This is a genomic window from Pectobacterium aroidearum (assembly GCF_041228105.1).
Classification (GTDB): domain Bacteria; phylum Pseudomonadota; class Gammaproteobacteria; order Enterobacterales; family Enterobacteriaceae; genus Pectobacterium; species Pectobacterium aroidearum.
In genome coordinates this window covers 1,552,617-1,576,159 of the sequence record NZ_CP166097.1, presented here as the reverse complement: position 1 = coordinate 1,576,159, position 23,543 = coordinate 1,552,617, and the positions used below count along the sequence as shown (strand labels likewise).

Genomic DNA, 23,543 nt, shown 5'->3' with positions numbered 1-23,543 from the left:
ATTTGATCCAGTTCAAATATTTGTATCTTCCTTATATTTTACTCCCTCCTCCTAAAGCAGCACCAGCACTTCATGCCACCCTGTAATTTTAGTGATATCAATCACATTAAGGTGTTATGCAGCAGTAAAAACCGGGTAATATCTCTTCACACAAATTAACCAAAACGTTAAGCAGATCTAAATTTTGCATCATTTTGGAAATATTTTTAATACACAAGCGCAACATTGGCGTATTCCCAACTTATACTTTGGCAACTGGTCTGATTTGTCAGGCTGAGTGCGCCCCCTACAATGCGCGTCCCTTGTTACCCCGTGTAACAACGTTAAATAACAAGCATATAAAGAGGTTTTGGTCATGAACCAGAAAAACCTGTTCAAACAATCCACAATTGCTGTTGCGGTGGCCCTGTTTTCAGCAAATGTGTCAGCAGCTGGTTTCCAGCTAAATGAATACTCCTCATCGGGTCTGGGACGTGCATTTTCTGGTGAAGGTGCTGTAGCCGACAATGCGGCCTCCGGCAGCCGTAACCCGGCGACCATGACCATGTTTGACCGCCCGTCATTCTCCGGCGGTGTCACCTATATCAACCCGGATATTGATGTAAGCGGTTCAAACCGACTGACAGGCAATGATGCCAGCGCTAAGAATATCGCGCCGCACGCCTGGGTACCGAACCTGCATTTCATCATGCCGCTGAATGAACAATGGGCGATTGGTGCTTCCGCCACCACCAACTATGGGCTGGCAACGGAATTCAACGATACCTATGCCGCAGGTTCTATCGGTGGAAAAACCGATCTGTTGACATCAAACCTGAACCTGAGCGCCGCTTATCGTCTGAACCAGCATTTTAGCTTCGGTTTAGGGGTTAACGCCGTTTATGCAGATGCAAAAATTACGCGTCATCTCGGCGATCTCAATACGCTACCGCCAATTAATGGCGCTCTGCCTCGCGGTACTGAAATAGCGAAATTAGAAGGCAAAGAGTGGGGCTACGGCTGGAATGCCGGCATCCTGTATGAAATCGATGAAAACAACCGCGTCGGCCTGACTTACCGCTCGAAGGTGGATATCGACTTTAACGGCGATTACAGCAACCAATTGCCGGGTGGTCTGGGCGGTCTTGGTGGTGCAACCGTTCCCGGTAAGCTGACACTCAATCTGCCGGAGATGTGGGAAGCCTCTGCCTACCACCGCGTGGCACCTAAATGGGCTGTGCACTATAGCCTTGCCTATACCAGCTGGAGCCAGTTCCAGGAGCTGAGAGCAACAGGCAGCAACGGGCAGACGCTGTTCCAGAAAGATGAAAGCTTCCACGATGTTTACCGGATTGCACTCGGCACGACCTATTATCATGACGATAACTGGACGTTCCGCGGCGGTATCGCGTTTGATGACAGCCCAGTACCTGCCGACAAACGTTCCATCTCCATTCCGGATCAGGATCGTTTCTGGTTAAGCGCAGGAGCAACCTATGCCTTTAATAAAGATATGTCAGTGGATGTAGGCGTTTCCTACATGCGTGGTAAAAGTGTCAGTGTAGCCGAAGCAGCCCCAGGCGCCTTCAGCGCAGTACACTATGATTTCACGTCTAAAGGTTCTGCCTGGCTGTACGGCGCAAACTTTAACTATACGTTCTAATTGTCCTCAGTCAGAACGTAATAAAGCAGGTAAGGCGACTTACCTGCTTTTTTATTGCTTGAATTGGCACAAAAAAGGCCGCTTTCGCGGCCTTATTGTCATTCTTTCTAGTTAATACCGATTACTCAGGTTTAACCTCAATATAATCCAGACCCAGCGTGCTGCTGGTGTAGCTGCGGATTTTATTGGTCATTTCAATATTGCCGTCAAGCTTCTGACCATAAGACGGAACAATCTCTTTCAGCTTGCTCTGCCATTCCGGTGTCGCGACTTTATCTTTAAACACTTTTTCCAGCAGGCTCAGCATAATCGGCGCAGCGGTAGAAGCACCTGGAGAGGCACCCAACAGCGCAGCAATCGAGCCATCCTGAGAGCTGACAATCTCAGTACCCAGCTTCAGTACGCCGCCTTTATCATCATCTTTCTTGATAATCTGCACGCGCTGGCCAGCAACCGTCAGTCTCCAGTCTTCTTTCTTCGCATTCGGGAAGTATTCCTTCAATGACGCGAAGCGATCGTCGTCATCCATCATGACCTGACCGATCAGATATTTCACCAAATCGAAGTTATCCAGACCGACGTGCGTCATCGGCATCACGTTGGAGAAAGTCACAGAACCGATCAGATCCCACAACGAACCGTTTTTCAGGAACTTGCTGGAGAAAGTAGCAAATGGCCCAAACAGCAGGACTGGCTTGCCGTCAAAAATACGCGTATCCAGATGAGGAACGGACATCGGCGGCGCACCCACGGAGGCTTTACCGTACACTTTTGCCATGTGACGCTTCACGATTTCCGGGTTTTCTGTCACCAGGAATTCACCGCCAACCGGGAAGCCGCCGTACAGATCGGCCTCAGGAATACCGGTTTTCTGCAACAGTTGCAGTGCCGCCCCACCCGCACCGATAAAGACGAACTTCGCCTTAATCACGCTCTCTTTCTCACCGTTCTTCAGATCGGCGTAAGTCACGCTCCAGGTATTGTCCGCATTACGCTTGATATCACGAACTTCTGAATTCAGGTGCAGCGCAAAGTTGGACTTGGTTTTCATCGCGTCAACCAGCTGACGAGTAATTTCGCCGTAGTTCACGTCGGTACCAATAGGCATGCGAGTCGCCGCAATCTTCTGCGCCGGATCGCGACCTTCCATCACCAGCGGCGCCCACTCTTTGATCGTATTAGGATCGTCAGAGAACTCCATGCCACGGTACAGCGTGCTGTGCTGCATCGCATCATAGCGGTGTTTCAGGAAAGTGGTGTTCTCATCACCCCAGACAAAAGCGATGTGTGGCACGCTATTGATGAAAGAGTGCGGGTTATTCAGCACGCCGTTTTTCACCTGATAGGACCAGAACTGGCGCGAGACTTCAAAGGCCTCAGTAATTTCCAGCGCTTTGCTGATATTGATTGGGCCGTCTGGATTATCCGGCGTGTAGTTGAGTTCCATGAAGGCCGAGTGACCCGTACCGGCATTATTCCAGCCGTTAGAGCTCTCTTCCGCCACGTTATCCATACGCTCAACCATATCGATAGACCAGTCCGGTTGCAGCTCCTGTAAATACACACCCAGCGTAGAGCTCATAATACCCCCGCCGATCAGTACCACATCCGTTGTCTTCTCTGTCGTTTTAGCATCTTCAGCCATCGCCAGTGGGGCGTTAACCACCACGGTCAGGCAGAAGAACATAGCAAGTAGTTTTTTCATGCTTATATCTCTATTTTTATAAGTGCAGGTAAATAGAATTCCAGGCATTCATTAACACACGACCGTGCCACCATCAGCAAAAGGCATCATTCTTATGACCTTTTTGTTAATCACCTTGCTAACAAAAAAATCAGCGTGCTGACACATTTCAGCCACCGTGAACATCAATAGCGGTTAACGACGTTGCATTATTGTTATCTGACGAAAGGAAATAAATTTTAGTAAGTAAATAAACGGACAACAAAGTAATAACTTTTAAGAAACAAACCACAGAATCAGTGGGGTAACGATAAGTTTAGCAGTGTTTTATAAAAGCAAAAGGCACCCGAAGGTGCCTGTGAAAGGAGCGAGACGATGCAAGACTATTTCGCTGAATCGATCTCGTCGAGCGAGTCTTCAATCGCTGCAGCATTTGGGTTCTTCTGCGGGGTGATTTGCCCATCGCTGGCAAGGAAATCATGCCGCTGGAAGTAGGCCTCACGCATCATCAGGTAAGGATCGGAAGAGTTACGCAGCAAACCATCGGAATCCAACAGCTGCGCTCGCGTTTCTATCCCTTCGATAGCCCACTTGCCCGCCGACATCCAGAACGTCAGATAGCTCAGCATCGGATACAGCGTGTCTACGACGCCACCGCCGTCTTCGCGAGGTGTTACGCTACCGTAGCCGGGCACCACGACATAAGGCCCGTAACCCACGCCATAATTACCCAATGTGCTACCAAAACGGCGGGACTCTTCTTTCGCCAGTTTCGGATTCGCCATTGACGCGACGTCAATCAGACCGCCCATCCCGAGCAAGGTATTCAGGAAGAAACGGTTAAAGTGAATCATCGCTTTATACGGTTTGCCTTCAACGAAATAGTTCACCATCGTTGCAGGCTCTTCGAGGTTGCTGAAGAAATTCCCCAGTCCATTACGCGCAGGCTTCGGTACATAATCGCGCCAGGCAACAGCAGCAGGACGCACCAGATAAGGATCCAGAACGTCATAGTTAAAGCTGAACATGGTACGGTTAAAGCCTTCAAGCGGATCGGAACGACCTTCTTGATCGCGATCCCCGGAACTGGCGCAGCCGATCAGTAACACGCTGGCAAACACCACCCCACTCAGGCGGTAATTCATATCTGTTCTCCCTGATTTATAGTGTGCTATACCCGTCATACTTCACGTTGCATGTGTGTTGGTTACGTTACTCGGCACACTTACGTGCACCTCGCCCCGTTGGGGCCGCTGCAAGCAGCGTTCAAATCTACCTCTGGCAGATTTGTCACTCACCCGAATCACTTACTTAAGTAAGCTCATCGGGATTCCTTCACTTACCGCCGGCCTGCAACACGAATTATTTAGGGTATATACCCGCGACCGAAAATGGGTATTCCCAGTATCAGCCCCAGCCTATCAGACTGAGCGACAAGGACGGGATATCGGCCAACAGTGTAACATTTTATGGCTCCATCGCTACGTTGGCTTACGTATTACTGTATTTTCAGAGGATTGCCATTTTTCTTATGGGGCAGCTCACGGCATCGTTGCGACACGCGCTCCAGCGTGGACGATGGCCCAGTCTTTCATTGCTCCACTCACAGCATAGCACCGCCAGCCTAAACCAGTGAGCTACGCCGCACCATCCCATAGTGTAAAAACTGACTACGCTTATCAGCAGGGCTGTCGATGCTTGCCCCGGTCTTCAGTTCCGTTAGCCAAGCGCCAACCGACCCACTCGTCGAGAGAATCACTATGAATTCATCTTCAAAATCCAGGCAAACCCAGCCAGAGCAAGAAAAGGACGTTGCGGTAGAGAGCGACGAAAGCACGCAGGGAAAAGCGATCAACGTGGATGAAGATCGCTTACCCTCTCCTGCCGCAGCAATCCACGAAGAGATTCGTCAGGAAGGACAAAAGGAGCTGGAACGCGATGCGATGGCGTTACTGTGGTCGGCGATTGCCGCAGGCATTTCGATGGGAACCTCATTCATGGCGGTCGGCATGCTCCACAACCATCTGGTTGGCGTGCCTGGCGGTTTTCTGCTTGAGTGTTTCGGTTACACCATAGGCTTTGTGATTGTCATTATGGCACGTCAGCAGCTGTTCACCGAAAACACGGTCACAGCAGTGCTCCCCATCATGCATAAACCCACGCGCGGCAATGTCTACCTACTTGGTCGATTATGGTTTGTCGTGCTGGTTGGCAACCTGATCGGCACCGCTTTGGCGGCTCTCGCCTTTACCTACATGCCCGTTTTTGATGGTGAAACGCGGGAAGCGTTAGTCGACATCGCCATGAAAGTCATGAAAAACTCTCCGACGGAGATGTTCGCCAATGCCGTTGTGTCTGGCTGGATTATTGCCACAATGGTGTGGATGCTGCCACGCGCCTACTCCGCCAAACTGTGGATTATTATCCTGATGACCTGGATGATTGCTTTCAGTAACCTGACTCACATCGTGGCCGGTGCCTCCGAGATTTTCTATTTGGTGTTTATTGGCCACATCCCCTGGCAGGCGTTCATCTGGCCGTTTGCCTTGCCTACGCTGGCGGGGAATATCATCGGCGGCACCTTTATTTTCGCCCTCATCAGCCATGCGCAAATTCGTAACGACATGAGCAATCCATACCGCGGAAAACCCCAAAAACGGCGTGAAAACGAGGAAAAATAACGCCAGTACCACGCTGATTGCCGACACTTTGAGCAAACGCGCCGTTAAGTGCTTATTCTCAGAGCGAAAATGCGTATAATGACTCGGCTTCACGTCTCCATAGTTAAATGGATATAACGAGCCCCTCCTAAGGGCTAGTTGCAGGTTCGATTCCTGCTGGGGACACCATTCACACTTCTCGAAGCACTTAATAAACCCCACCTTCCCTTATAAAATCATAAAGTTAAGTGGAATATATCGTCGACTAAAAACTACAGTGTCGCACCAGCATCTGAATAAGAACGCCGCTTATCGTCGGGTTGGGCCGGGAAAGTTATCGACGAGTCTAATTTCGAAATCAGGGTGAACATCGACAATTTTAATCTTAAAATCAGGAAAATTATCAACAATTTCCCATTTCCCTGGGCGGTTAGCGAAGGCGGTGACTTCCTGCACTCTTAGGTGCTCGCGCGAGTCGACAATCCGCACTCTAAAGTCTTCATTATAATCAACAATTTGAATTCTGCCATAAACTTTAGACACATCGACGGCAAGGGAAAATGGCGAGAAAAGAACCGCGCAACAAACCATCGTTAAACCTAAATACCTCATACTTATTTCCTTGATTTATATGTATTCCTGAAGATTATTTGATGGTACTTACCTGATTTTGTCAATATGGAGAGGAATACTCACACAACGTTCATCTAACAATACGAGGGTTATATGGAATGGCGCAATATCACGCTCCGTCCCGCTACATCGGAGGACGAGCGGTTCCTGTTTGAACTTCGCCGAACCACGATGGATGAGCATCTCCAAAGAGCCGGTGTAATTGCCGATGATTCGGCACACTGGCAACGAGTCAAATATCATTATGACGATGCCCATATTGTGCTGATGGGATCTGAACCTATTGGGTTATTCAAACGGCACAAGGGCGTCAATGAGTGGATCATTATACAAATCCAGATGTTGCCAGCCTATCAGGGGCAGGGCATCGCAGCATGGCTATTACACACATTCCTGAGGCAGGCAGATGAAGCCAACGTCCCCGTCACTCTGAGTGTTTTGAAAGGCAACAGAGCGATAACGCTCTACCAACGTTTAGGTTTTCAGACCATTGATAACGCTGATAGCGAATTAAAAATGAAACGCAGCCCGAAGCGTCAACAGCGGCTAGAATAGCAAACAATATATACTTACAACCATGAATAACCTTATAATATCAAAAGGATTTATTCACTATTTGTAAGGAATGCGTGTTTATTATGAAACGGAGTTATATAAAAAGCGTCATTTTGCCTATTCTTTTCCTTCCTCTCGCCAACGGGGTATATGCGCAAGACTTCCCCACTTTTGTGACAGATTTCACCAATGTGTTGCAGAAAAGTAAATTATCACAAAAAGACTATAACCAATTTATTGAACTTACTGATTCCTATTTTATTCCAGCTAGCTATGGTGTAAGCATAGCGAAAAAGGATAAAATAAGTTATAAAAATAACGAAATAATGCCAAAACTTGAATCTGATTCTAGTTTTATCTTCAATGGTTCAAATGGAAAATCAGCTTTTATTTCATTTCTGCAAGAAATAAAAAACCTACCGCCGTCAGAAAAATATTTTGAAAAATCCTACACGGATGCAGGATCGGTCTTCGTCATGAATTACTATATGTTGTCATCAGGTATCATTAATATCCAGATGGACATCGTTTCTCCTCCTGGCCTCAAAGGAATTGTCACCAATCTACTTAACGAAAGGGAATCTGAACTTAGACAAGAAGCAGGCAAAAGCGCTTATATCTACCAATTCAAAAAAACAGATGAGACCTATAAGATGATCGGCGCTAACTCATATCCGTCGTCAGATAAACGAATCTGTATATCCTGCTAACGTGATTTCAATGGAATTGAAAATGATAAAAATCATAATAACATCTCTATTATTGATAGTGCTTTCATCACACTATGTTAATGCAAATAATCTTGTGTGTCGTAGTCCTCTCGTCATTCAGTCGTTAATCAAAGAAGATCAAGAGAAAGCACAACCCATCAGCGACCGGGTCTCTTTAGAGACAATTAAAAAAATTGAATTTGAATACGACATCATTATCACAAAACTTAAAACAAAAAATAACCTAAGCTGCTTTGGCAAAGCCAAGATAAAAATCCCATCCGATGTGTCAAATTTTTTAAAATACTATCCTATTATGGAGAGCGGAGATCCTAAAGCAAAAAGTATTTACCGTTCCAATCTTTACCTCCACAAAAAAGGCGATGAATACATCGCATTAGACCGTGTTTATTATAATGTTCATATTGCTGATAATCAGAAAGAAGCCAATATTATGTATCCACACGATGAGTCAGTCTCACGCACACTTTATGGTTTGGCCTGGTTACAAGAAAATGCGGCAAGGCTGGAAGAACAATCACCACGTTTTAAATATATTAAAGCCATTGTTGAATTCAGAGAGGCTGATAGTGCGTTAAATGCTTACTGGAGTAACCTGCCCGATTATATTAAAGGGCAACTGAAAGAGGATGCACGGCAGTGGATAAAAAACAAAAATAAAAAATGCGGTGCAATAGAAACTATTACGAATAACAACCGCTCAATGGAAGATCAAGCAAAAATTTATACCTGCCAACAGCAGATGACCAGAGAAAGGCTGGTACAGCTTGGATTGACTGAAAACAGGGACAAGAAATGAAAAAGCTCTACTATGTCATGATTGGAATGATCCTTACTTGCACGTCAGCATATGCCAAGGACGACTTTCAATGCAGCGATCTCAACGCGGTGGAAGTCGTTAAAAAAACGTTTGCCGATCGTGCAAAAACACTGTTCTATAATTCCCCTTCTCAATCTGTTGATACTGTGAACGTGATTTATTCTAAATTATCAACTCAACCACGCTGGGGAAAAGCATTCTCGTGTAGCCTGCGGGTTGAAATTCCCGTAAGTCAGGAGGTCATCGATATCATTCTGAATGAAGACAATCTTTTGTACACAAAAGATGAAATGGATAAAATTAGCAATAACCTTTTTACTAAAACAGGTGAAAGCAAAGATAATAGGCTCAGTGATAACAAAATCGTCATTCCGTCATTTGCCTACGATCTCAGTATTCTCGATAATGAAAAAGAAATAAAAGTAGAAAAAAAATCCTATGATGCCCTATCCAGAGCAATTTATGGCGTAGCTTGGCTCAGTGAAAACGCCGAAAAAATCACAAAAGCCGCGCAAGAGAAAACGCTTGAAAATGAAAAAGAACAATATCTTTTCTTTTTCACCGACGTATATGGAATATTGGAAGATGCACCTGAAGACATAAAGAGTAAATTCCATGCGTCTCAAGAAACATGGATTAAAGAAAGAAATAAAAAATGCGGTAATGTCGAATCCTTAGAGGCGAATAATCTTCCTATTAAAGAACAAATTCATGCTTATCGCTGCCATAATGCAACGATGAGTGAACAAGTATCAAGTTTAGATCCAAGCGAAGAGTAATAGTAACGCCGATGTTGCTTCAGGCTATTGCCTGCTATCTTAGCAATGGCCTGAATATAAACCTCTCGTCCTACTGACTCAACCAGACAATCAGCTATCGCTCGGCTGTACAGGCCGCTCAAGATAAGTAGACAACACAATATAGGAACGTGTTGAGCTGACGCCAGGCACCGCGTAAAGCTGAAACAGAAGCTTTTCCAGCGACTGCGCATCTTCCGTGCGAATCTTGAGAATCAGAGCCGCATCGCCAGCAACCGAATGCACCTCTTCAACATCGGAATTATGCGTGATCTCCATCAGTTCTGACGAAACGCCCCAACCGCTGGTGTCCACGTGCACGAAGGCCAGAAGGTTCTTCTTTATTGCAACAGGATCGAGCAGCGCAGCCGTTTTCCGTATCACGCCGTCGCGCCGAAGCCGTTTAACCCGTTCATGCGCGGCGGGAGCAGAAAGCGCGACTTTCTCCCCCAGTTCAGCGTAGCTCAACGTCGCATCATCAACCAATTCCCTTAATAATCTTCGGTCAGTGGCATCAATATCCCGTGTAGGAATGGCTTTTTGCTTAATGTCATCTTTATTTATTTTCATTCTCTCATTCCTTATTTAAAACTAATTCTGTTTGGTTAATAGTATTTTCTCCGAATCATATTAAGCAAAAAGTGAAATTTCAATGTCACAACATCAACATGCCGAATGTCATGCCAATTCACGCACACGTCGTGTTCCTGGCGCAGCCTATGTCCTGACGTTCTGTATCGGCGTGATTGGATCGAATTCGTTACTCATGGGCCCTATCGCTCCTGAGATCGCCGCATCATTTAAGAGTATCGCGCAGTCAGTGATGCTGGCCTCAGCCGCCTTTGGCCTGGGAACCGCACTAAGCGCTCTGTTTCTGGCACGATACATCGATCGATTCGGCGCCTTTAGAATGTTGAAGAACGCCATGATTCTACTGGTCGTCGCCTTGCTTTCCAGCGCGATGGCCTCTTCCGTTGAATGGCTGATCATCAGCCAACTTATTGCAGGGATCGCATCTGGCGTGGCGATTCCCGCGATTTATACCACCGCTGCGGCTATCGCCCCCAAAGGGCTGGAAAGCAAAACAACTGGCGTCGTTCTTACCGGCTGGACGCTGAGCCTTGTCGCCGGCGTTTCACTCGCGTCGATTCTGGCAGAGCAATTTCACTGGCGCGTCGTTTATCTCGGGATCGGCGCACTGGCCGTTTTGGCTGTTGTCATCCTTTCTCGTCTGAGTAATCAGGATGAAAATACCACGCGGGTTTCATCATCACCGCTGGCGGCACTGAGCGTGCCCGGCGTGAAACCGTTGCTGGCTGCCTGTGGTGGGTTCATGACCGCCTTTTATGGGGTTTATGGTTATCTGGGTGACTATCTGTACCACCAACTCCACCAACCTCTCAGTGCTAACGGCCTGATTGCGCTTTGCTATGGCGTTGGGTTTGGTTCAGCAGCTTTTCTGGATACCATGATAAGTAAAGTGAATTCCAGAGTGGCGATGCCAGCCTCATTCCTTACGGTAGCGACGGTGTATCTGATTTTTGCCCTGTCAGGAAATAGCTTACCTGTTGTGTGCGTGCTAATGCTTTTTCTGGGCACCGCGAATCACCTGTGCGTCAATTTGCTGATTACCGGGTTGAGCACAACGGATGTCTCGAAGCGCGGCGCAATCATGGGGCTGAACAGTGCGGTTACCTATTTGGCCGTCTTTGTGGGGAATACGCTTTTTGGTGCTCTTTATCTGCATTGGGGATATGCAACGGTACTCTACGCAGCAGTAGGCTTTGTGGTGATATCCATCCTGTTCACATTACCGCGGCAAACGCCGACAAACGCTGAACGGCATTAATGTATTCCCACACTCCATTTGGCAAGATGTTATTTTACAGGGATTTCATCAGGTAATACGGAAATAGAGAGAGGTATGGGTAACCACACCTCTCTCATCATGATTATTTCGACGCCGTTATACTGGCATCTGTAAATTCCGGATAACCAGCGGGTCGACCATTATTCAGGTTATTCAGAAAGTTATTGTCTTTAAGGGGAATAGACGCTGAATCGTAGTCAAAGGCGTTTAATCGGTTACGTAACTCTTGATTATTAATGCCATCACCATACATCGAGTACCAACTGATAATATCCGGCGTGACAAATTTCTTATACGGATTTTCCGCTTGCTCATTCTCTTTAGAAAAACGGAAAGCATGGGTTAATACGCCATCTTTGTGATAAACAAATTTCAGATGACCATCCTGCTTATCAATACTCGATGCATCTTTGGTCGTCAATTTACCATGCGCACTGTAACTACCGTGCGTCACTACGCCATTTTTAGTCCAGATTGCAACATGTTCCCAATCATGGCGGTGGCCTGAATTGACACCACTTAATATCTGATCTTTTAGAAAATAGAGCGCATAGAAGCTGCCACAATAGCGAGAACCACCGGAATTAACACAGGCGTATCGGTGCAAGGTATTTGACGAGTCGAGAAAGTTACTCCATCGGCACCCGCCCGTAATATTTCCTGTTGGTTTCAGTCCGCCGTTCTGCACACCATTACGGCTGACTCCCGCACTAGGAAGACAACCATCCGTATCAAAATCAAATACCGGTGCAATCGCCCGCGCATCAATTCCTGATGGCAGGGCCTGATTCAATTTGGGGAAATTATCTGCGTGTGAAGAAAAAGTCGCGAACAATATTGAGCATGCCAAAATCGTTTTCTTTCCTGAAAGCATATTAACTCCTTTAGAAAAATAGTCCTTTGAAAAGCAATGTCGCCATGAGTCACAAAAGGTGACTATGATGCGAGAGTAGGAAATAACACTTTTAACAAGAAAGAAAAGGAAATAAAAATCATTTATTTCCAACAATGAACAAAAATATATTTAGCATGCAAAATAATGTGGGGGATTTATATATAACATCAATCCCCTACCGTTAGGATTTTTACTCTCCGACCACGTCATAACGCTGCGTTGCTGCATCAAAACGGTATTCCAGCAGAATATCACCTCCGCCGTGGGAATAGCAGTTCAGCATGATGCTGCGATTATCTGCGCCGTTTTCAATATTCATATATACCGGAGTCATAAAAAAACCAAACTGGCACTGCTGAAAATCAGGCTTAAGAAGCTGGTCAACATTACCACTCTTCTTGTTAATCGCCTTAATCCCCTCAACAACCATTCCCGCATCGCTGTTTTGATACACCCCAACGAAGCTATGAGTCGCGGTTTGTCCCCAGAAAGGAATATCAACTTGCCCTTCCACCTTTGCAGGCTGCTCACTATCATCAAAGGATGCCACACGCCGTAAGCTAACATCATAGCGAGCTTTCCCATTCGACCACTCGCCGCGGAGCTCTTCTCCCATTTCCGTCAATGTAAACGGACAATGTGTCATATCGATGTCAGACTTAACGCCCTGAACGATATACTTATCATAATCCTGCGGAGTATGGATTTCGCAGATCGCAAGCGACGTTCCCGAGAGCCGCCCATATAGCGGGATCGGAGCGCGGTATTTATCGTAAAAGTAGCTTCCCAGCAGGTTCTTATCCTGATCAGTACTGTATTTCTGCAATGAAAAATGCACCGGATAAGGCCCGATTTGGCCTTCGTAATTACTCACGACATACCAGCCGGCATGCGCGGTTGCCGTCCACAGTCCACAGGCTATTAAGGTTGATACCGCTACTCTCATACATTCACCTTGTCTACCCGTCATACTTCAAGCTGCTCATGCGTTGGTTTATCTACCCTTCGCGTTGTGTTGATTATAAGTAAATCATGAAGCTAAACCGTTCAAAAACGGCTTAGCCTATCCGGCTAATCATGGTGACAGCAGGGGCAGATTTCCACTTCAGATGCCGTCATCGCTGTTGTTCCCTCGCAATCCCATTCCACACGCACGGGGAGCGATACTGATCCTGAGTGGTGCAAATATTTGTTAACCGGGGTTTCCGTCATACCAGTAACCACCTCCGTGGCGATGAGTTCATCACCGACAAAAACGCGGGCTGTCGCCTGCGACGCTTCACGCGTTTCACCAGATTGCCGATACAAATAGTTAACCGTCAGTTTAATGCTGGGCATAGCGCTTCTTAAAACAGGGAAAAGACAAGGGAAACAGTGTATCGCGTTCCCCTACGCTTGTAGAGCACATACGCGGCAGCCGTTATCACCGCATCGCGCTAATGCCATGATAGCTTTCTATTTTTTAAAAATGGAGAGATTTGGTCACATAAGATCGCACGATTGGTAATCAAAAAGTTAAATCTTATGCCTTTTGGATATTAATGAAGCAGAAAAAACAGCCGATACCCTTTGCGATAGGGTGTTTTTTAATGCAATTGCATTTTGCATAAATAGTGTTTGGCACAAATACTGTTTTACATTAACCGTGTTCTGAATGAACCACTTCGTTAATGTCATCTTGTTGAATAATAGGAAATGATACCCGGCAGATTGATGCATCTTCTAAGGAAGATAATTATTTTGTCTGTGTTGATGTTCTGACTGTCAACAACTGCGTTATTAACGCATGTGGTTTTAACACACTGAAGTAACTCACTGGTAAAACCATTACCAGCATTAAATAGATATAAGAAGGAGTTATACTGTGGTGATTCCAGATATTCAAATCGTGAGTGCGACAACCCCGGCGACCATGCCTCCCATTGGTGCTGCTGCCAACCCAACCGTTGTTGCAGCTATCAGCCCGGGGAATAAAACCGATACATCAACAAACTCCGACTCTCAAAATATGCAGGGCTCGAACGAGAGCACTAAAGTTACGCTGTCCTCCCAAAAGAAACGTGCAGCTGCAGAGGACGATACTCCCCCGCCTGAACAGGTCAAAGCGCAACAGAAAGCCGCCACTGAATACTCTCTGGCAACAACGGGAATTCCGTTGTACAACGGGAATTCCGTTGTACAACGGGAATTCCGTTGTACAACGGCAAACTGATTTCCGTGATTAAGTACCCGGATGGAAATTCTGAAATGTTTGATGCCTTTACGGGACAGCGCATCACACAAGAAGACCTTGCTCTCATAAGCGCGCTTCATGGTTCAGAGGGTGAACAGGTATTACATTTCGAGAGCAAAACATCCTATAGCAATTTATCTGCGGCCGAAGTTTATCAGCAGATTCAGGAAATGTTGCATGGTTCAGGCAATGGGGAAGAGCTGTCTTAATAAGGTATGCATGCCAAGACAAATAAATCCCTTGCCCTGGCATTAAAGGAAAATATAACGTTACTTTAATAATGGAATGCGGTTACTCAATAGAAAATCGGCCTATTAACGACTAGCAATGAGTGCCTCTGAAAACTCAGCTAATCTTGTCAGGCCGTATTCCCATGGACCAAACCCCGCTTCTGCATTAATGTGCCCTGCCTCACCGACATCAACCAGTTCACTGTCCCACGCCTGCGCCCAATATTGGGCGCGAGTAAAACTCATTAAAGGATCGTTATGGCTGGCAACAGTCAACGCAGGAACCGGCAGCGGTGTAGCCGGAATGCGCTCGTCAATCTCGAAGCGCATGGGCTCGGCAGGCGCCACCAGCATCACTCCAGCAATCCCTTCCTGACCTTGTTGCACAGCATGACAGGAAGCCAGTGCGCCAAAGCTATGGCCGATCAGTATCACGGGCTGTGTACAGACGCTAAGTTCACGACGGATCGCTAACACCCAGCGGTCCAGATCGGCCTGATACCATTCCCGCTGGCGTATACGGTGCCAGTGAGGAAAACGCCGTTCCCAATGGCTCTGCCAGTGCTCGTCATCGCTGTCTCGCAATCCTGGCACCAGCACCATCGTTAGCTGCTGGCTCACTTCCGTCAGCCGCCGATCGATTTCTGTTGTCTGCACGCCCTTAACACTCCTGTCTGTTACCCAGCAACCTCATCCTACCCTGTCTGGTATATCAGCCACCGATTACTTTAACAATCTGGCCTTGCAGCTTTTTCCTTTGATTTTACCTTTCTGGAGCTGCTGCAATGCGCGTTTAGCGCTGGCTTTACGGATAGCGACATAAGCATGCAGCGGAAACATATCAATCTTCCCCACTTCTGCCGCGGTTAATCCTGCATCGCCAGTTAATGCGCCGAGGATATCGCCAGGGCGGATTTTCGCTTTTCTGCCCCCATCAATACACAGCGTCATCATCTCAGGTTCCAGCGTAACCTCGCCAGTGCGGTCAAGGCTATCCGCCGCAGCCCACTTAATTCGCATACCGAGATAGTCTTCAATCAGATTAGCGCGGTTCATTTCCTGTGGCGTACACAGGCTGACAGCCAGACCCTGCATACCCGCACGGCCCGTTCTGCCAATACGATGAACGTGCACTTCAGGATCGAAAGCCAGCTCAAAATTCACGACCAGCTCAAGCTCTTTGATATCGAGCCCACGAGCCGCCACATCGGTTGCTACCAGCACGCGGCAACTGCGGTTAGCAAAACGCACCAGAACCTGATCGCGATCGCGCTGTTCCAGATCGCCATGCAGCGCCAATACGCTAATCCCACGCATATCCAGTGCATCAAACACGCTTTGGCAGTCGCGCTTGGTGTTACAGAACACGACACAGGACGAAGGCTGATGATGACCCAGAATGGAAATCAACAGTGGCAATCGCTGCTCTTTCGTCGTCTCGTAGAAGCGTTGTTCGATGGCCGACTCTTTCACGTCGTCTGCAATCTCGAAACGCTGCGGTTGACGCTGAACGCGCGCGCTGATCTGTTCGATCTCTTCCGGATACGTGGCAGAAAATAACAAGGTTTGACGATCGGACGGCGTATAGGAAATCACATCATCAATCGCATCGGTGAAACCCATGTCCAGCATGCGATCTGCTTCATCCAGCACCAGTACTTTCAGGCTATCCAGAGACAGTGACTGCTTACGTAAATGATCCTGGATACGCCCTGGCGTCCCGACAACAATATGCGGAGCGTGAACCAGAGAATCGAGCTGCTGCCCCATCGGCTGACCGCCGCATAGCGTCAGGATCTTAATGTTTTGCGCAAAACGGGCCAGACGACGCAGCTCTTTGCTGACCTGATCGGCCAGTTCACGCGTCGGGCACAGCACCAGCGCCTGCGTAGTAAAGTCGCTCACGACAATACGATCCAGTAACCCAATGCCGAACGCCGCTGTTTTACCGCTACCGGTTTTCGCCTTGGCACGCACATCTGCACCACTCAGAACGGCTGGCAACGTCGCCGCCTGAACGGGCGTCATGTCGGTATAACCCAGTTCATTAAGATTGGATAACTGCTCTGCTGGCAGCGAGAGGGAAGAAAAAGAGGTTGTACTCACAGTGATTACTCTACCAAGGACGAGATAATGAAAGGTGACGCCGAGCCAAAGAGCGACGCAAATATGCCGCAATCATAGCAGAGTTCGTCATCGTTGACCGATTTACCTCTCGCTCCACGGCTAAAACAGTGAGGCGAATCCTTTGTTCACCAGAAAACTCTGCCCTTCAGGCGATAAAAGGTAGTTCGCCAGCAGCCGCGCTTCACGCCGGGCCGGTTTCATGATAGCCAACATGTATTCGGCATCGATACGATACGGATCGGGCAAATGAACCACATGTAGATCAGGTTGATTAAGCAGTAACGGCAAATAGCTGGCATAGCTAATGTGCATATCGCTCTGCCCGCTCCGAATCAGGTAACTTCCGGCCGTCATGCCCGCCGGAATCGCCTGTTCGAGCCCCCCGCCCACCAGCGGTTTCGCCTTGTCACGTAGTTGATTCCCCCAGCCCCGATGCAAACGTTCGATGCGATCAAAGAGCTGGAACGCATAGTCCCCGCCGGGATCGCTGCCAGGCGTGGAAGTTGACAGCACAAAACGTGGGTCAAGGAGCGCCATCAGCCAGGATTGCGTGGTGAGCTCCGGCACGTTACGCATCACAATACAAAGATGATTGCGCGTAAACACGGTGGTTTCCTCCGCCAGCCCCAGCGCTTTCAAGCGTAAAGGATGCGCGCAGTTTGCCGATGCGAAAATATCTACCGCGTCGCCATGTATTATTTTTTCACTCAGCAGTCCCGCCGGGCCAAAAGTCGGCGCGACATCCACCGCATAGCGTTCGCCGAACGTCGCCAACAAAGGCGTCAAGGCAAGGCGCAGGCTGCCAGCCGCATATAAGCGAAGGGGATCGGTCATAATGGCTCCGTCATCGTCAATATCGGAATCAGCGCACGATAAGGCTGCGGCGACATCTCCACGCAGACCTGCCGCATCGGAATGCCGTACAGGCGCGATAGCGTTTCCTCCGTCACAACCTCATCACAGCGACCATAAAGGTAATGCTGATGATCCATCAGCAGCAGCGCCTGCTCCGCAATGACCAGCGCGTGTGAAGGATCGTGCGTAGTCAGCAGGATGCTCAGGTGCTGCGTTTTAGCCAGATGCTTCAATAACCGCAGCACCTGCGCCTGATTTTGCACATCAAGCGCTGCCGTCGGTTCGTCCAGAATCAGCATTTGACACTCCGAAGCTAATGCACGCGCGATAAGCACGAGCTGCCGCTGTCCGCCGGACAACGCGCTAAACTCACATTCAGCAAGGGACGCGATCCCCAGCATGGTCAGCGCATTCCGGGCAACGGTGATGTCATGCGCGGAAGGCATGGCAAACAGCCGCACATGCGCCGCACGCCCCATCAGCACCATATCCAGAACACTGTAGGAAAACGGCGGTGTAAATATCTGCGGCACAAAGCCAATGTGTCCATCCCGCTGGATCGTCCCGGAAAGTGGTGATAAATGTCCCATCAGCGTATTCAACAGCGTCGTTTTTCCTCTGCCGTTCGCGCCCAGAATCGCCGTGATTTCCCCTTCCCGACAACACAAATTCAGCGGTGCAAAAAAACCTTGCCCCTGCCGGTAACCATACACCAGACTTTCTGTCGATAACCTGATCGTCGGCATGCTAGCGTCCTCTCTCCTGCCGCTGCGTTTTATATAACAGCACGGCAAAAAGTGGTGCGCCAAGCAACGCTGTCAGAATACCCAGCGGAATCTCGGCTTCACTGAGCGTGCGTGCCAGATCGTCCACCAGCACCATAAAACCTCCGCCCAGCCACAGCGACACTGGCAGCAGGCGACGGTGATCGGCTCCCACCAACATACGCGCCACATGAGGAATAACCAGCCCAATCCAGCCAATACTACCGCTGACCGCCACCTGCGCAGCGACTATCGCGGCGCATAGACTCAAAATCAGCCAGCGCAAGGGCTGCACAGCGATACCCAACGCACGCGCATCCTGCTCGCCCATCGACAACACGTTAATGTGCCAACGCAGTCGCAGCAGTAGCCCGCCCGCAAGACCTAGCGGCACCGCAGTTGCGACCAGCGAATTCCAGTGTGCCGTGGCAAAACTGCCCAGCAGCCAGAAAACGATGCTTGGCAGCTTCTCTTCGGTATCCGCCAGATATTGCATCAGGCTGACCAGCGCGCCGAAAAAGCCGCTGAGGATGACACCGGCCAGAATCAGGATCAGCACGTTCTGCTTACCGAATGCGGCGGCCATCATGAAAATCAGCAAGAGCGCCAGCATGCCGAACGTAAATGCAGACAGCAGCAAAAACAGCGGCGTCCAGCTTAATAGAATCGCTAACGTGCCGCCGAAAGCCGCGCCAGCAGACACGCCGATAATATGCGGATCGACCAGCGGGTTACGGAAAACGCCTTGCAGCGTGGCCCCGCTCAGCGCTAGCGCCGCGCCCGCACACCAGGCTAATAACACGCGAGGTAGACGTACGCTCCACACCACTTGCTGTTCGATATCCCCAAGCAGCAGTTTTTTTCCGAACAGCAGATCGTTGCCAGACAGCGGTTCGATAAGGATTTGGAAGATGCGCCACGGGGATAAGCTAAAACGCCCTATCCCCAGCGAGCACACAGCAATCAACAGCGTGAACACAACCACCGTCAGCAGCGTGATCCGATAGGTGCGATAACTCATTGCGCCGCGGCGGCTTCCGCACGGTAGTCCATACGATAGAAGCGTTGATAATACTCATCGGCGGCTTTTTGCATATCGACATCGGCAAAACGCTCAGGGTACAGCTTTTTCGCCATCCACAGTTCGCCAATCGCCAACGCTTCAGGCATCGGATAGCCCCAGGCTTTGGCGTATTCCGGCATCAGATATACACGATGCTGTTTCACCGCATCAATCGCCTGCCAGGCCGGATCGTTAACGATCTGCTTCACAACATCCGGGTAGCGATCCTGCACAAAAATCACCTGCGGGTTCCAGGCCAGTACGTTTTCAATCGACACCTGTTTGAAGCCTTTGATCGATGCCGCCGCGACATTCAATGCCCCTGCATGCGACATCATCAGGCCGGTATATTTCCCTGAACCGTAGGTTGTCAAATCGGGGTTAGCCATATAGACACGGATACGCTTCTCTTCTGGAATGGACGCCAAACGCGTACTCACGTTTTGCCGCTGCGTAAATGTATAGTCGATCAGTTCTTCCGCCTGTTTCTGGCGATCGACCACGTCACCAATCAACCGAATCCCTGCTTTTAGCCCTTCGTTATACGCCGTGTTTTCATCGCTCATCGTGGGATTGATTTTGTCAGCTTCTCCCGGCTGATCCTGACGCAGCGAGATCGCCACGACCGGAATGCCCGTCCGCTCAATCTGCGCAATCATTTCCGGTGGCGCATAGTTAGCGACAAAAACCACCTGCGGCGACAGCTTCAGCAGGCTTTCAATATTAACCTGAGTGAGATCGCCCGGCATCGGCAAATCCGCCAGACGCGGAGCCAGCCGCAAATAATGTGCACCTAGCTGTTTTTTCCAACTGGAAAGCACACCGACCACGCTCTCTTGTGCATCCAATTGCACCAGCAGGTTTAAGGTTTGATGCTGCAACACCACCACGCGATTAACATGGTCGGGAATCGTCACATTGCGTCCGAGTTGATCGGTCACCTGACGCGCCGCCCCTGCGTTGGAAAACACCAAAAACAGCCCGACAAACCACAGCGTGTAGCCAAATTTCTTTATCATGTTGGTATCCTGATTTTCGCTATATATCAAATGATACAGCGACGGCGAAAAAGAAAATACTGATCTCGCTCATAATAATATTTAGATACCAATTTTGAGGTAGATAAGCCGGGAGCATTATTTCTTAAATAACAAGCGCGCTATTTACGTGAACACAGCCAGAAATCCTTGGCTAAAGAGATTATTTATTCTGCTAACGTTTGGTCAGATAAACTGAATTATTACGTTAAAAAAATGATATTTATTCTCACTATTAATCGCGTAGAGTGATCCCATCATTGAATGTGCATACCTAAATAATTCGAGTTGCAGGACAAAACGTTAGCGTTTTGAACAACGCAAAGCGTTGGCCCGCAGGGTGAGGCCCACGACGTGCCGAGTGTTTGAACGTAGCCAACGCACATGCAACTTGAAGTATGACGGGTATAGAACCTTGCTGTGCAGAGCGAGCCTGAATATAAGGATAAATACCCTATGAAGAAGATCGGCTTTTTATCATTCGGCCACTGGGCACCATCGCAGCAGTCTGGCACGCGTTCCGCGGCTGACGCCTTGCTGCAATCTATCGATCTTGCCGTCGCAGCTGAAGAACTGGGCGCTGACGGCGCCTATTTCAGAGTGCACCACTTTGCCCGCCAGCTGGGTTCGCCTTTCCCATTACTGGCCGCCATTGGAGCAAAAACCAAAAACATTGAAATTGGCACCGGCGTCATCGACATGCGTTACGAAAACCCGCTGTACATGGCTGAAAACGCCAGTGCCGCCGATCTGATCTCTGGCGGACGTTTGCAGCTCGGCATCAGTCGCGGCTCGCCTGAACAGGTAATCGATGGCTGGCGCTATTTTGGCTATCAGCCTACGGAAGGGGAATCTGACGCAGAGATGGCACGACATCATACCGAAGTGCTGTTGGATGTGTTGCGTGGCGAAGGGTTTGCAAAACCGAACCCACAGCCCATGTTCCCGAATCCACCAGGCCTGTTGCGTTTGGAGCCCTATTCTGAGGGATTACGTGAACGTATCTGGTGGGGAGCTGGCTCGAATGCCACGGCGGTATGGGCAGCGAAACTGGGCATGAATCTGCAAAGCTCCACGTTAAAAGATGATGAAACCGGTGAACCTTTTCATATCCAGCAGGCACAGCAAATTCGTGCCTATCGGGCAGCCTGGGCTGAAGCTGGGCATACGCGTACGCCACGCGTGTCCGTCAGCCGCAGTATTTTTACACTGATAGATCATCGCGATCGCGCCTATTTTGGCGGGAGCAGTAACGATAGCGACAAGGTGGGTTTCCTGGATGAAAAAACGCGCGCGATTTTCGGGCGTAGCTATGCCGCCGAGCCGGAAGCCCTTATCCAGCAGTTAAAACAGGACGAAGCTATTGCCGAAGCGGATACGCTATTGCTAACGGTGCCGAATCAACTGGGCGTCGATTACAATGCGCATGTTATCGAATCAATTCTGAAGCATGTCGCACCCGCGATGGGGTGGAGAGAGTAAGCCTGTAGCCTAAGGCATTCAAGCCTGTCCAACAGGCGTCAAACCAAAGATAGCCGTATCAAGAATCGGGGGAATTGAGGGCCATTTTCACTCTTATTCCCCCGTTTTTTTCCGCCTGTGAAGCGACCCAACGCTTTTTAATGCTATTTTGAAAATATAGTTTCTGGACCTCTTGAATTCCCCCCCTCACTCGGCGTAGATTTAGCGCCGATCCCGTCATAACTGGTGTGATTCTGGTGATGACAACGGGAAAGATTACCCTTCGGTGACATCGCCGGCAGCGTAATAATTTCCTTCCATAATAAAACGCACAATCGGGATCGTTGCTGGCGTGGTTTCTGCTGGAGAATAAATCGGTGAAGTATTTTTTTATGGGTATCTCATTCTGTTTAGTCGTTTGGGTGAGTACCTTTATGCTGATGGTAGAATAACCTGTCATTTGCCCGACAACGATTTATACATTGAAGGGCACACACAGAGATAAAAAAGGCTGATGGTATTTATACCCTCAGCCTATTTTTATGCCTGCCAATAGCCATTCAATTAATAATTCGGCATTCGCTTTGTTATTTTTTACAGATAGAGTCCGTTTATTATCACACCGAACACGCCGCCAATCGCCAGCCAGGGGCCAAAGGCCAACGGTTTAGCCGTATCTTCTTTACGCACCCCGCGCCAGATGAGAGTAACGACCAGCCCGCTCAGCGCCGCCACCAAGACCAGATTCGGCAATGCCTGCCAGCCCAGCCAGGCACCCAGCGCGGCGAGTAACTTAAAATCACCATACCCTAGCGCTTCTTTGCCTGTGGCATATTTAAATACCCAATAAAGTAGCCACAGGGACAAATAGCCCGCCATCGCGCCTACTACGGCATCGCGTAATGGGACAAAGGTCTCCGACAGATTAAACAGCAGTCCCATCCACAAGAGCGAAAGCGTAAGCACATCTGGCAGCAGTAACGTTTTTATATCAATGACGGTCAAAACCACCAGAAAGGACAGCAGAATCAGCGCCCCGCATAACGCCATGCCGGGCAGCCACAGTAACCCTGCGATCAGAAAAGCCAGCATCGTGATGACTTCCACCAGCGGATACTGCACAGACACTGGCTGATGACAGCAGCGGGAGCGGCCGCGCAGCCACAGCCAGCTGAATAACGGGATGTTATCTTTCACCGCAATCGCCTGCTGACAGTGCGGGCAAGACGAAGGCGGCCAACATAGGTTGTAACTCGTCACATGCTCGACATCGGTCACACCCGTTTGCAGCTCTATGTCCTGCCGCCAGCGGCGTTCTAACATAATCGGCAGGCGGTAAATCACGACGTTCAGAAAACTGCCAACAATCAAGCCCAATACGCCCAGCGCACCATACCACCATGCCGGAAATACCAGTGCGAATTCCCTTAAATCGTCCACGTTAGTCCCTGATTGTTGATAAAGAAAAGAGATAAGTTAGCGGCTC

At 48.9% G+C, this 23,543-nt stretch carries 25 protein-coding genes and 1 tRNA gene; 12 read left to right on the top strand and 14 right to left on the bottom strand.

Annotated elements, in window-relative coordinates; all coding sequences use genetic code 11:
* Positions 1–355 precede the first annotated feature (355 nt).
* Positions 356–1,642 (top strand): long-chain fatty acid transporter FadL, encoded by a 1,287-nt coding sequence (fadL, locus tag AB8809_RS07090; RefSeq protein WP_349855800.1) that lies wholly within the window; start codon positions 356–358, stop codon positions 1,640–1,642.
* A gap of 121 nt (positions 1,643–1,763) precedes the next feature.
* Here the strand turns inward: fadL and mqo are convergent, their stop codons facing one another.
* Entirely contained in the window at positions 1,764–3,347 is a 1,584-nt protein-coding gene (gene mqo / locus AB8809_RS07085; protein ID WP_180777622.1) for a malate dehydrogenase (quinone), read from the bottom strand.
* A gap of 362 nt (positions 3,348–3,709) precedes the next feature.
* Positions 3,710–4,471, bottom strand: a complete 762-nt coding sequence (gene mlaA, locus AB8809_RS07080; protein WP_015841016.1) for a phospholipid-binding lipoprotein MlaA — start codon at positions 4,469–4,471, stop codon at positions 3,710–3,712.
* A 615-nt stretch (positions 4,472–5,086) separates the two neighbouring features.
* Between mlaA and AB8809_RS07075 the strand changes: the two genes are divergently transcribed.
* Positions 5,087–6,007 carry a formate/nitrite transporter family protein gene (locus tag AB8809_RS07075; RefSeq protein ID WP_349855802.1) on the top strand — a complete coding sequence of 307 codons (921 nt, stop codon included), beginning with the start codon at positions 5,087–5,089 and terminating at the stop codon, positions 6,005–6,007.
* A 93-nt stretch (positions 6,008–6,100) separates the two neighbouring features.
* A tRNA-Arg gene (locus AB8809_RS07070) sits at positions 6,101–6,175 on the top strand.
* Positions 6,176–6,295: 120 nt separating this feature from the next.
* On the opposite strand, the gene AB8809_RS07065 is transcribed toward AB8809_RS07070, so the two are convergent.
* Complete coding sequence (locus tag AB8809_RS07065; protein ID WP_349855803.1) at positions 6,296–6,598, bottom strand: hypothetical protein; 303 nt, start codon at positions 6,596–6,598, stop codon at positions 6,296–6,298.
* 114 nt (positions 6,599–6,712) lie between these two features.
* Between AB8809_RS07065 and AB8809_RS07060 the strand changes: the two genes are divergently transcribed.
* The 4 genes from AB8809_RS07060 (at position 6,713) to AB8809_RS07045 (ending at position 9,504) form a co-directional block, all read left to right on the top strand.
* A complete protein-coding gene (locus AB8809_RS07060) occupies positions 6,713–7,174 on the top strand; it encodes an N-acetyltransferase (RefSeq protein WP_225182260.1) in 462 nt (153 codons plus the stop codon).
* Between the two features lie 83 nt (positions 7,175–7,257).
* The gene (locus AB8809_RS07055) at positions 7,258–7,884 is read left to right on the top strand and encodes a hypothetical protein (RefSeq protein WP_349855804.1); all 627 of its coding nucleotides are present in this window, start codon (positions 7,258–7,260) and stop codon (positions 7,882–7,884) included.
* A gap of 22 nt (positions 7,885–7,906) precedes the next feature.
* The gene (locus tag AB8809_RS07050; protein ID WP_349855805.1) at positions 7,907–8,704 is read left to right on the top strand and encodes a lysozyme inhibitor LprI family protein; all 798 of its coding nucleotides are present in this window, start codon (positions 7,907–7,909) and stop codon (positions 8,702–8,704) included.
* A complete protein-coding gene (locus tag AB8809_RS07045; protein ID WP_349855806.1) occupies positions 8,701–9,504 on the top strand; it encodes a hypothetical protein in 804 nt (267 codons plus the stop codon). The genes AB8809_RS07050 and AB8809_RS07045 overlap by 4 nt, the downstream gene beginning before the upstream one ends.
* Before the next feature lie 90 nt (positions 9,505–9,594).
* On the opposite strand, the gene AB8809_RS07040 is transcribed toward AB8809_RS07045, so the two are convergent.
* On the bottom strand, positions 9,595–10,092 hold the full coding sequence (locus AB8809_RS07040) for an Lrp/AsnC family transcriptional regulator (RefSeq protein WP_180777616.1): 498 nt from the start codon (positions 10,090–10,092) through the stop codon (positions 9,595–9,597).
* An 82-nt stretch (positions 10,093–10,174) separates the two neighbouring features.
* Between AB8809_RS07040 and AB8809_RS07035 the strand changes: the two genes are divergently transcribed.
* Positions 10,175–11,371: an MFS transporter gene (locus AB8809_RS07035; protein ID WP_182099862.1), complete on the top strand. Its 1,197-nt coding sequence runs from the start codon at positions 10,175–10,177 to the stop codon at positions 11,369–11,371.
* Between the two features lie 103 nt (positions 11,372–11,474).
* Here the strand turns inward: AB8809_RS07035 and AB8809_RS07030 are convergent, their stop codons facing one another.
* The 3 genes from AB8809_RS07030 to AB8809_RS07020 form a co-directional block, all read right to left on the bottom strand.
* On the bottom strand, positions 11,475–12,266 hold the full coding sequence (locus tag AB8809_RS07030; RefSeq protein WP_015841027.1) for an NPP1 family protein: 792 nt from the start codon (positions 12,264–12,266) through the stop codon (positions 11,475–11,477).
* Positions 12,267–12,477: 211 nt separating this feature from the next.
* Positions 12,478–13,233, bottom strand: coding sequence for a hypothetical protein (locus AB8809_RS07025; protein WP_015841028.1), 756 nt, complete (start codon positions 13,231–13,233; stop codon positions 12,478–12,480).
* Positions 13,234–13,358: 125 nt separating this feature from the next.
* Positions 13,359–13,625: a hypothetical protein gene (locus AB8809_RS07020; protein ID WP_181845358.1), complete on the bottom strand. Its 267-nt coding sequence runs from the start codon at positions 13,623–13,625 to the stop codon at positions 13,359–13,361.
* A 526-nt stretch (positions 13,626–14,151) separates the two neighbouring features.
* Here AB8809_RS07020 and AB8809_RS07015 point away from each other — a divergent pair.
* A complete protein-coding gene (locus tag AB8809_RS07015; protein WP_349855807.1) occupies positions 14,152–14,499 on the top strand; it encodes a hypothetical protein in 348 nt (115 codons plus the stop codon).
* A 35-nt stretch (positions 14,500–14,534) separates the two neighbouring features.
* The gene (locus tag AB8809_RS07010) at positions 14,535–14,729 is read left to right on the top strand and encodes a hypothetical protein (RefSeq protein WP_349855808.1); all 195 of its coding nucleotides are present in this window, start codon (positions 14,535–14,537) and stop codon (positions 14,727–14,729) included.
* 105 nt (positions 14,730–14,834) lie between these two features.
* Here the strand turns inward: AB8809_RS07010 and AB8809_RS07005 are convergent, their stop codons facing one another.
* The 6 genes from AB8809_RS07005 to AB8809_RS06980 form a co-directional block, all read right to left on the bottom strand.
* The gene (locus AB8809_RS07005) at positions 14,835–15,407 is read right to left on the bottom strand and encodes an alpha/beta hydrolase (protein ID WP_349855809.1); all 573 of its coding nucleotides are present in this window, start codon (positions 15,405–15,407) and stop codon (positions 14,835–14,837) included.
* 66 nt (positions 15,408–15,473) lie between these two features.
* On the bottom strand, positions 15,474–16,856 hold the full coding sequence (gene dbpA, locus AB8809_RS07000; RefSeq protein ID WP_015841032.1) for an ATP-dependent RNA helicase DbpA: 1,383 nt from the start codon (positions 16,854–16,856) through the stop codon (positions 15,474–15,476).
* A 120-nt stretch (positions 16,857–16,976) separates the two neighbouring features.
* Positions 16,977–17,711 carry a molybdate ABC transporter substrate-binding protein gene (locus AB8809_RS06995; RefSeq protein WP_349855810.1) on the bottom strand — a complete coding sequence of 245 codons (735 nt, stop codon included), beginning with the start codon at positions 17,709–17,711 and terminating at the stop codon, positions 16,977–16,979.
* Positions 17,708–18,478 carry an ABC transporter ATP-binding protein gene (locus AB8809_RS06990; RefSeq protein ID WP_349855811.1) on the bottom strand — a complete coding sequence of 257 codons (771 nt, stop codon included), beginning with the start codon at positions 18,476–18,478 and terminating at the stop codon, positions 17,708–17,710. Before AB8809_RS06990 ends, AB8809_RS06995 begins: the two co-directional genes overlap by 4 nt.
* A gap of 1 nt (position 18,479) precedes the next feature.
* Positions 18,480–19,517 carry an iron ABC transporter permease gene (locus AB8809_RS06985; RefSeq protein WP_349855812.1) on the bottom strand — a complete coding sequence of 346 codons (1,038 nt, stop codon included), beginning with the start codon at positions 19,515–19,517 and terminating at the stop codon, positions 18,480–18,482.
* A complete protein-coding gene (locus AB8809_RS06980; RefSeq protein ID WP_349855813.1) occupies positions 19,514–20,578 on the bottom strand; it encodes an ABC transporter substrate-binding protein in 1,065 nt (354 codons plus the stop codon). Before AB8809_RS06980 ends, AB8809_RS06985 begins: the two co-directional genes overlap by 4 nt.
* 474 nt (positions 20,579–21,052) lie before the next feature.
* Here AB8809_RS06980 and AB8809_RS06975 point away from each other — a divergent pair, with 474 nt between their 5' ends.
* Both AB8809_RS06975 and ypdK read left to right on the top strand, forming a co-directional pair.
* Positions 21,053–22,078, top strand: a complete 1,026-nt coding sequence (locus AB8809_RS06975) for an LLM class flavin-dependent oxidoreductase (RefSeq protein ID WP_349855814.1) — start codon at positions 21,053–21,055, stop codon at positions 22,076–22,078.
* A gap of 356 nt (positions 22,079–22,434) precedes the next feature.
* Positions 22,435–22,509: a membrane protein YpdK gene (gene ypdK, locus AB8809_RS06970; RefSeq protein ID WP_099606229.1), complete on the top strand. Its 75-nt coding sequence runs from the start codon at positions 22,435–22,437 to the stop codon at positions 22,507–22,509.
* A 142-nt stretch (positions 22,510–22,651) separates the two neighbouring features.
* Here the strand turns inward: ypdK and AB8809_RS06965 are convergent, their stop codons facing one another.
* Entirely contained in the window at positions 22,652–23,497 is an 846-nt protein-coding gene (locus AB8809_RS06965; protein ID WP_300993708.1) for an A24 family peptidase, read from the bottom strand.
* Between the last annotated feature and the right edge of the window lie 46 nt (positions 23,498–23,543).

Bases quoted from the DNA above. Each gene is read 5' to 3' on its own strand.
- fadL (WP_349855800.1), top strand. From the start codon at position 356: ATGAACCAGAAAAACCTGTTCAAACAATCCACAATTGCTGTTGCGGTG.
- mqo (WP_180777622.1), bottom strand. From the start codon at position 3,347: ATGAAAAAACTACTTGCTATGTTCTTCTGCCTGACCGTGGTGGTTAAC.
- mlaA (WP_015841016.1), bottom strand. From the start codon at position 4,471: ATGAATTACCGCCTGAGTGGGGTGGTGTTTGCCAGCGTGTTACTGATC.
- AB8809_RS07075 (WP_349855802.1), top strand. From the start codon at position 5,087: ATGAATTCATCTTCAAAATCCAGGCAAACCCAGCCAGAGCAAGAAAAG.
- AB8809_RS07065 (WP_349855803.1), bottom strand. From the start codon at position 6,598: ATGAGGTATTTAGGTTTAACGATGGTTTGTTGCGCGGTTCTTTTCTCG.
- AB8809_RS07060 (WP_225182260.1), top strand. From the start codon at position 6,713: ATGGAATGGCGCAATATCACGCTCCGTCCCGCTACATCGGAGGACGAG.
- AB8809_RS07055 (WP_349855804.1), top strand. From the start codon at position 7,258: ATGAAACGGAGTTATATAAAAAGCGTCATTTTGCCTATTCTTTTCCTT.
- AB8809_RS07050 (WP_349855805.1), top strand. From the start codon at position 7,907: ATGATAAAAATCATAATAACATCTCTATTATTGATAGTGCTTTCATCA.
- AB8809_RS07045 (WP_349855806.1), top strand. From the start codon at position 8,701: ATGAAAAAGCTCTACTATGTCATGATTGGAATGATCCTTACTTGCACG.
- AB8809_RS07040 (WP_180777616.1), bottom strand. From the start codon at position 10,092: ATGAAAATAAATAAAGATGACATTAAGCAAAAAGCCATTCCTACACGG.
- AB8809_RS07035 (WP_182099862.1), top strand. From the start codon at position 10,175: ATGTCACAACATCAACATGCCGAATGTCATGCCAATTCACGCACACGT.
- AB8809_RS07030 (WP_015841027.1), bottom strand. From the start codon at position 12,266: ATGCTTTCAGGAAAGAAAACGATTTTGGCATGCTCAATATTGTTCGCG.
- AB8809_RS07025 (WP_015841028.1), bottom strand. From the start codon at position 13,233: ATGAGAGTAGCGGTATCAACCTTAATAGCCTGTGGACTGTGGACGGCA.
- AB8809_RS07020 (WP_181845358.1), bottom strand. From the start codon at position 13,625: ATGCCCAGCATTAAACTGACGGTTAACTATTTGTATCGGCAATCTGGT.
- AB8809_RS07010 (WP_349855808.1), top strand. From the start codon at position 14,535: ATGTTTGATGCCTTTACGGGACAGCGCATCACACAAGAAGACCTTGCT.
- AB8809_RS06995 (WP_349855810.1), bottom strand. From the start codon at position 17,711: ATGACCGATCCCCTTCGCTTATATGCGGCTGGCAGCCTGCGCCTTGCC.
- AB8809_RS06990 (WP_349855811.1), bottom strand. From the start codon at position 18,478: ATGCCGACGATCAGGTTATCGACAGAAAGTCTGGTGTATGGTTACCGG.
- AB8809_RS06985 (WP_349855812.1), bottom strand. From the start codon at position 19,517: ATGAGTTATCGCACCTATCGGATCACGCTGCTGACGGTGGTTGTGTTC.
- AB8809_RS06980 (WP_349855813.1), bottom strand. From the start codon at position 20,578: ATGATAAAGAAATTTGGCTACACGCTGTGGTTTGTCGGGCTGTTTTTG.
- AB8809_RS06975 (WP_349855814.1), top strand. From the start codon at position 21,053: ATGAAGAAGATCGGCTTTTTATCATTCGGCCACTGGGCACCATCGCAG.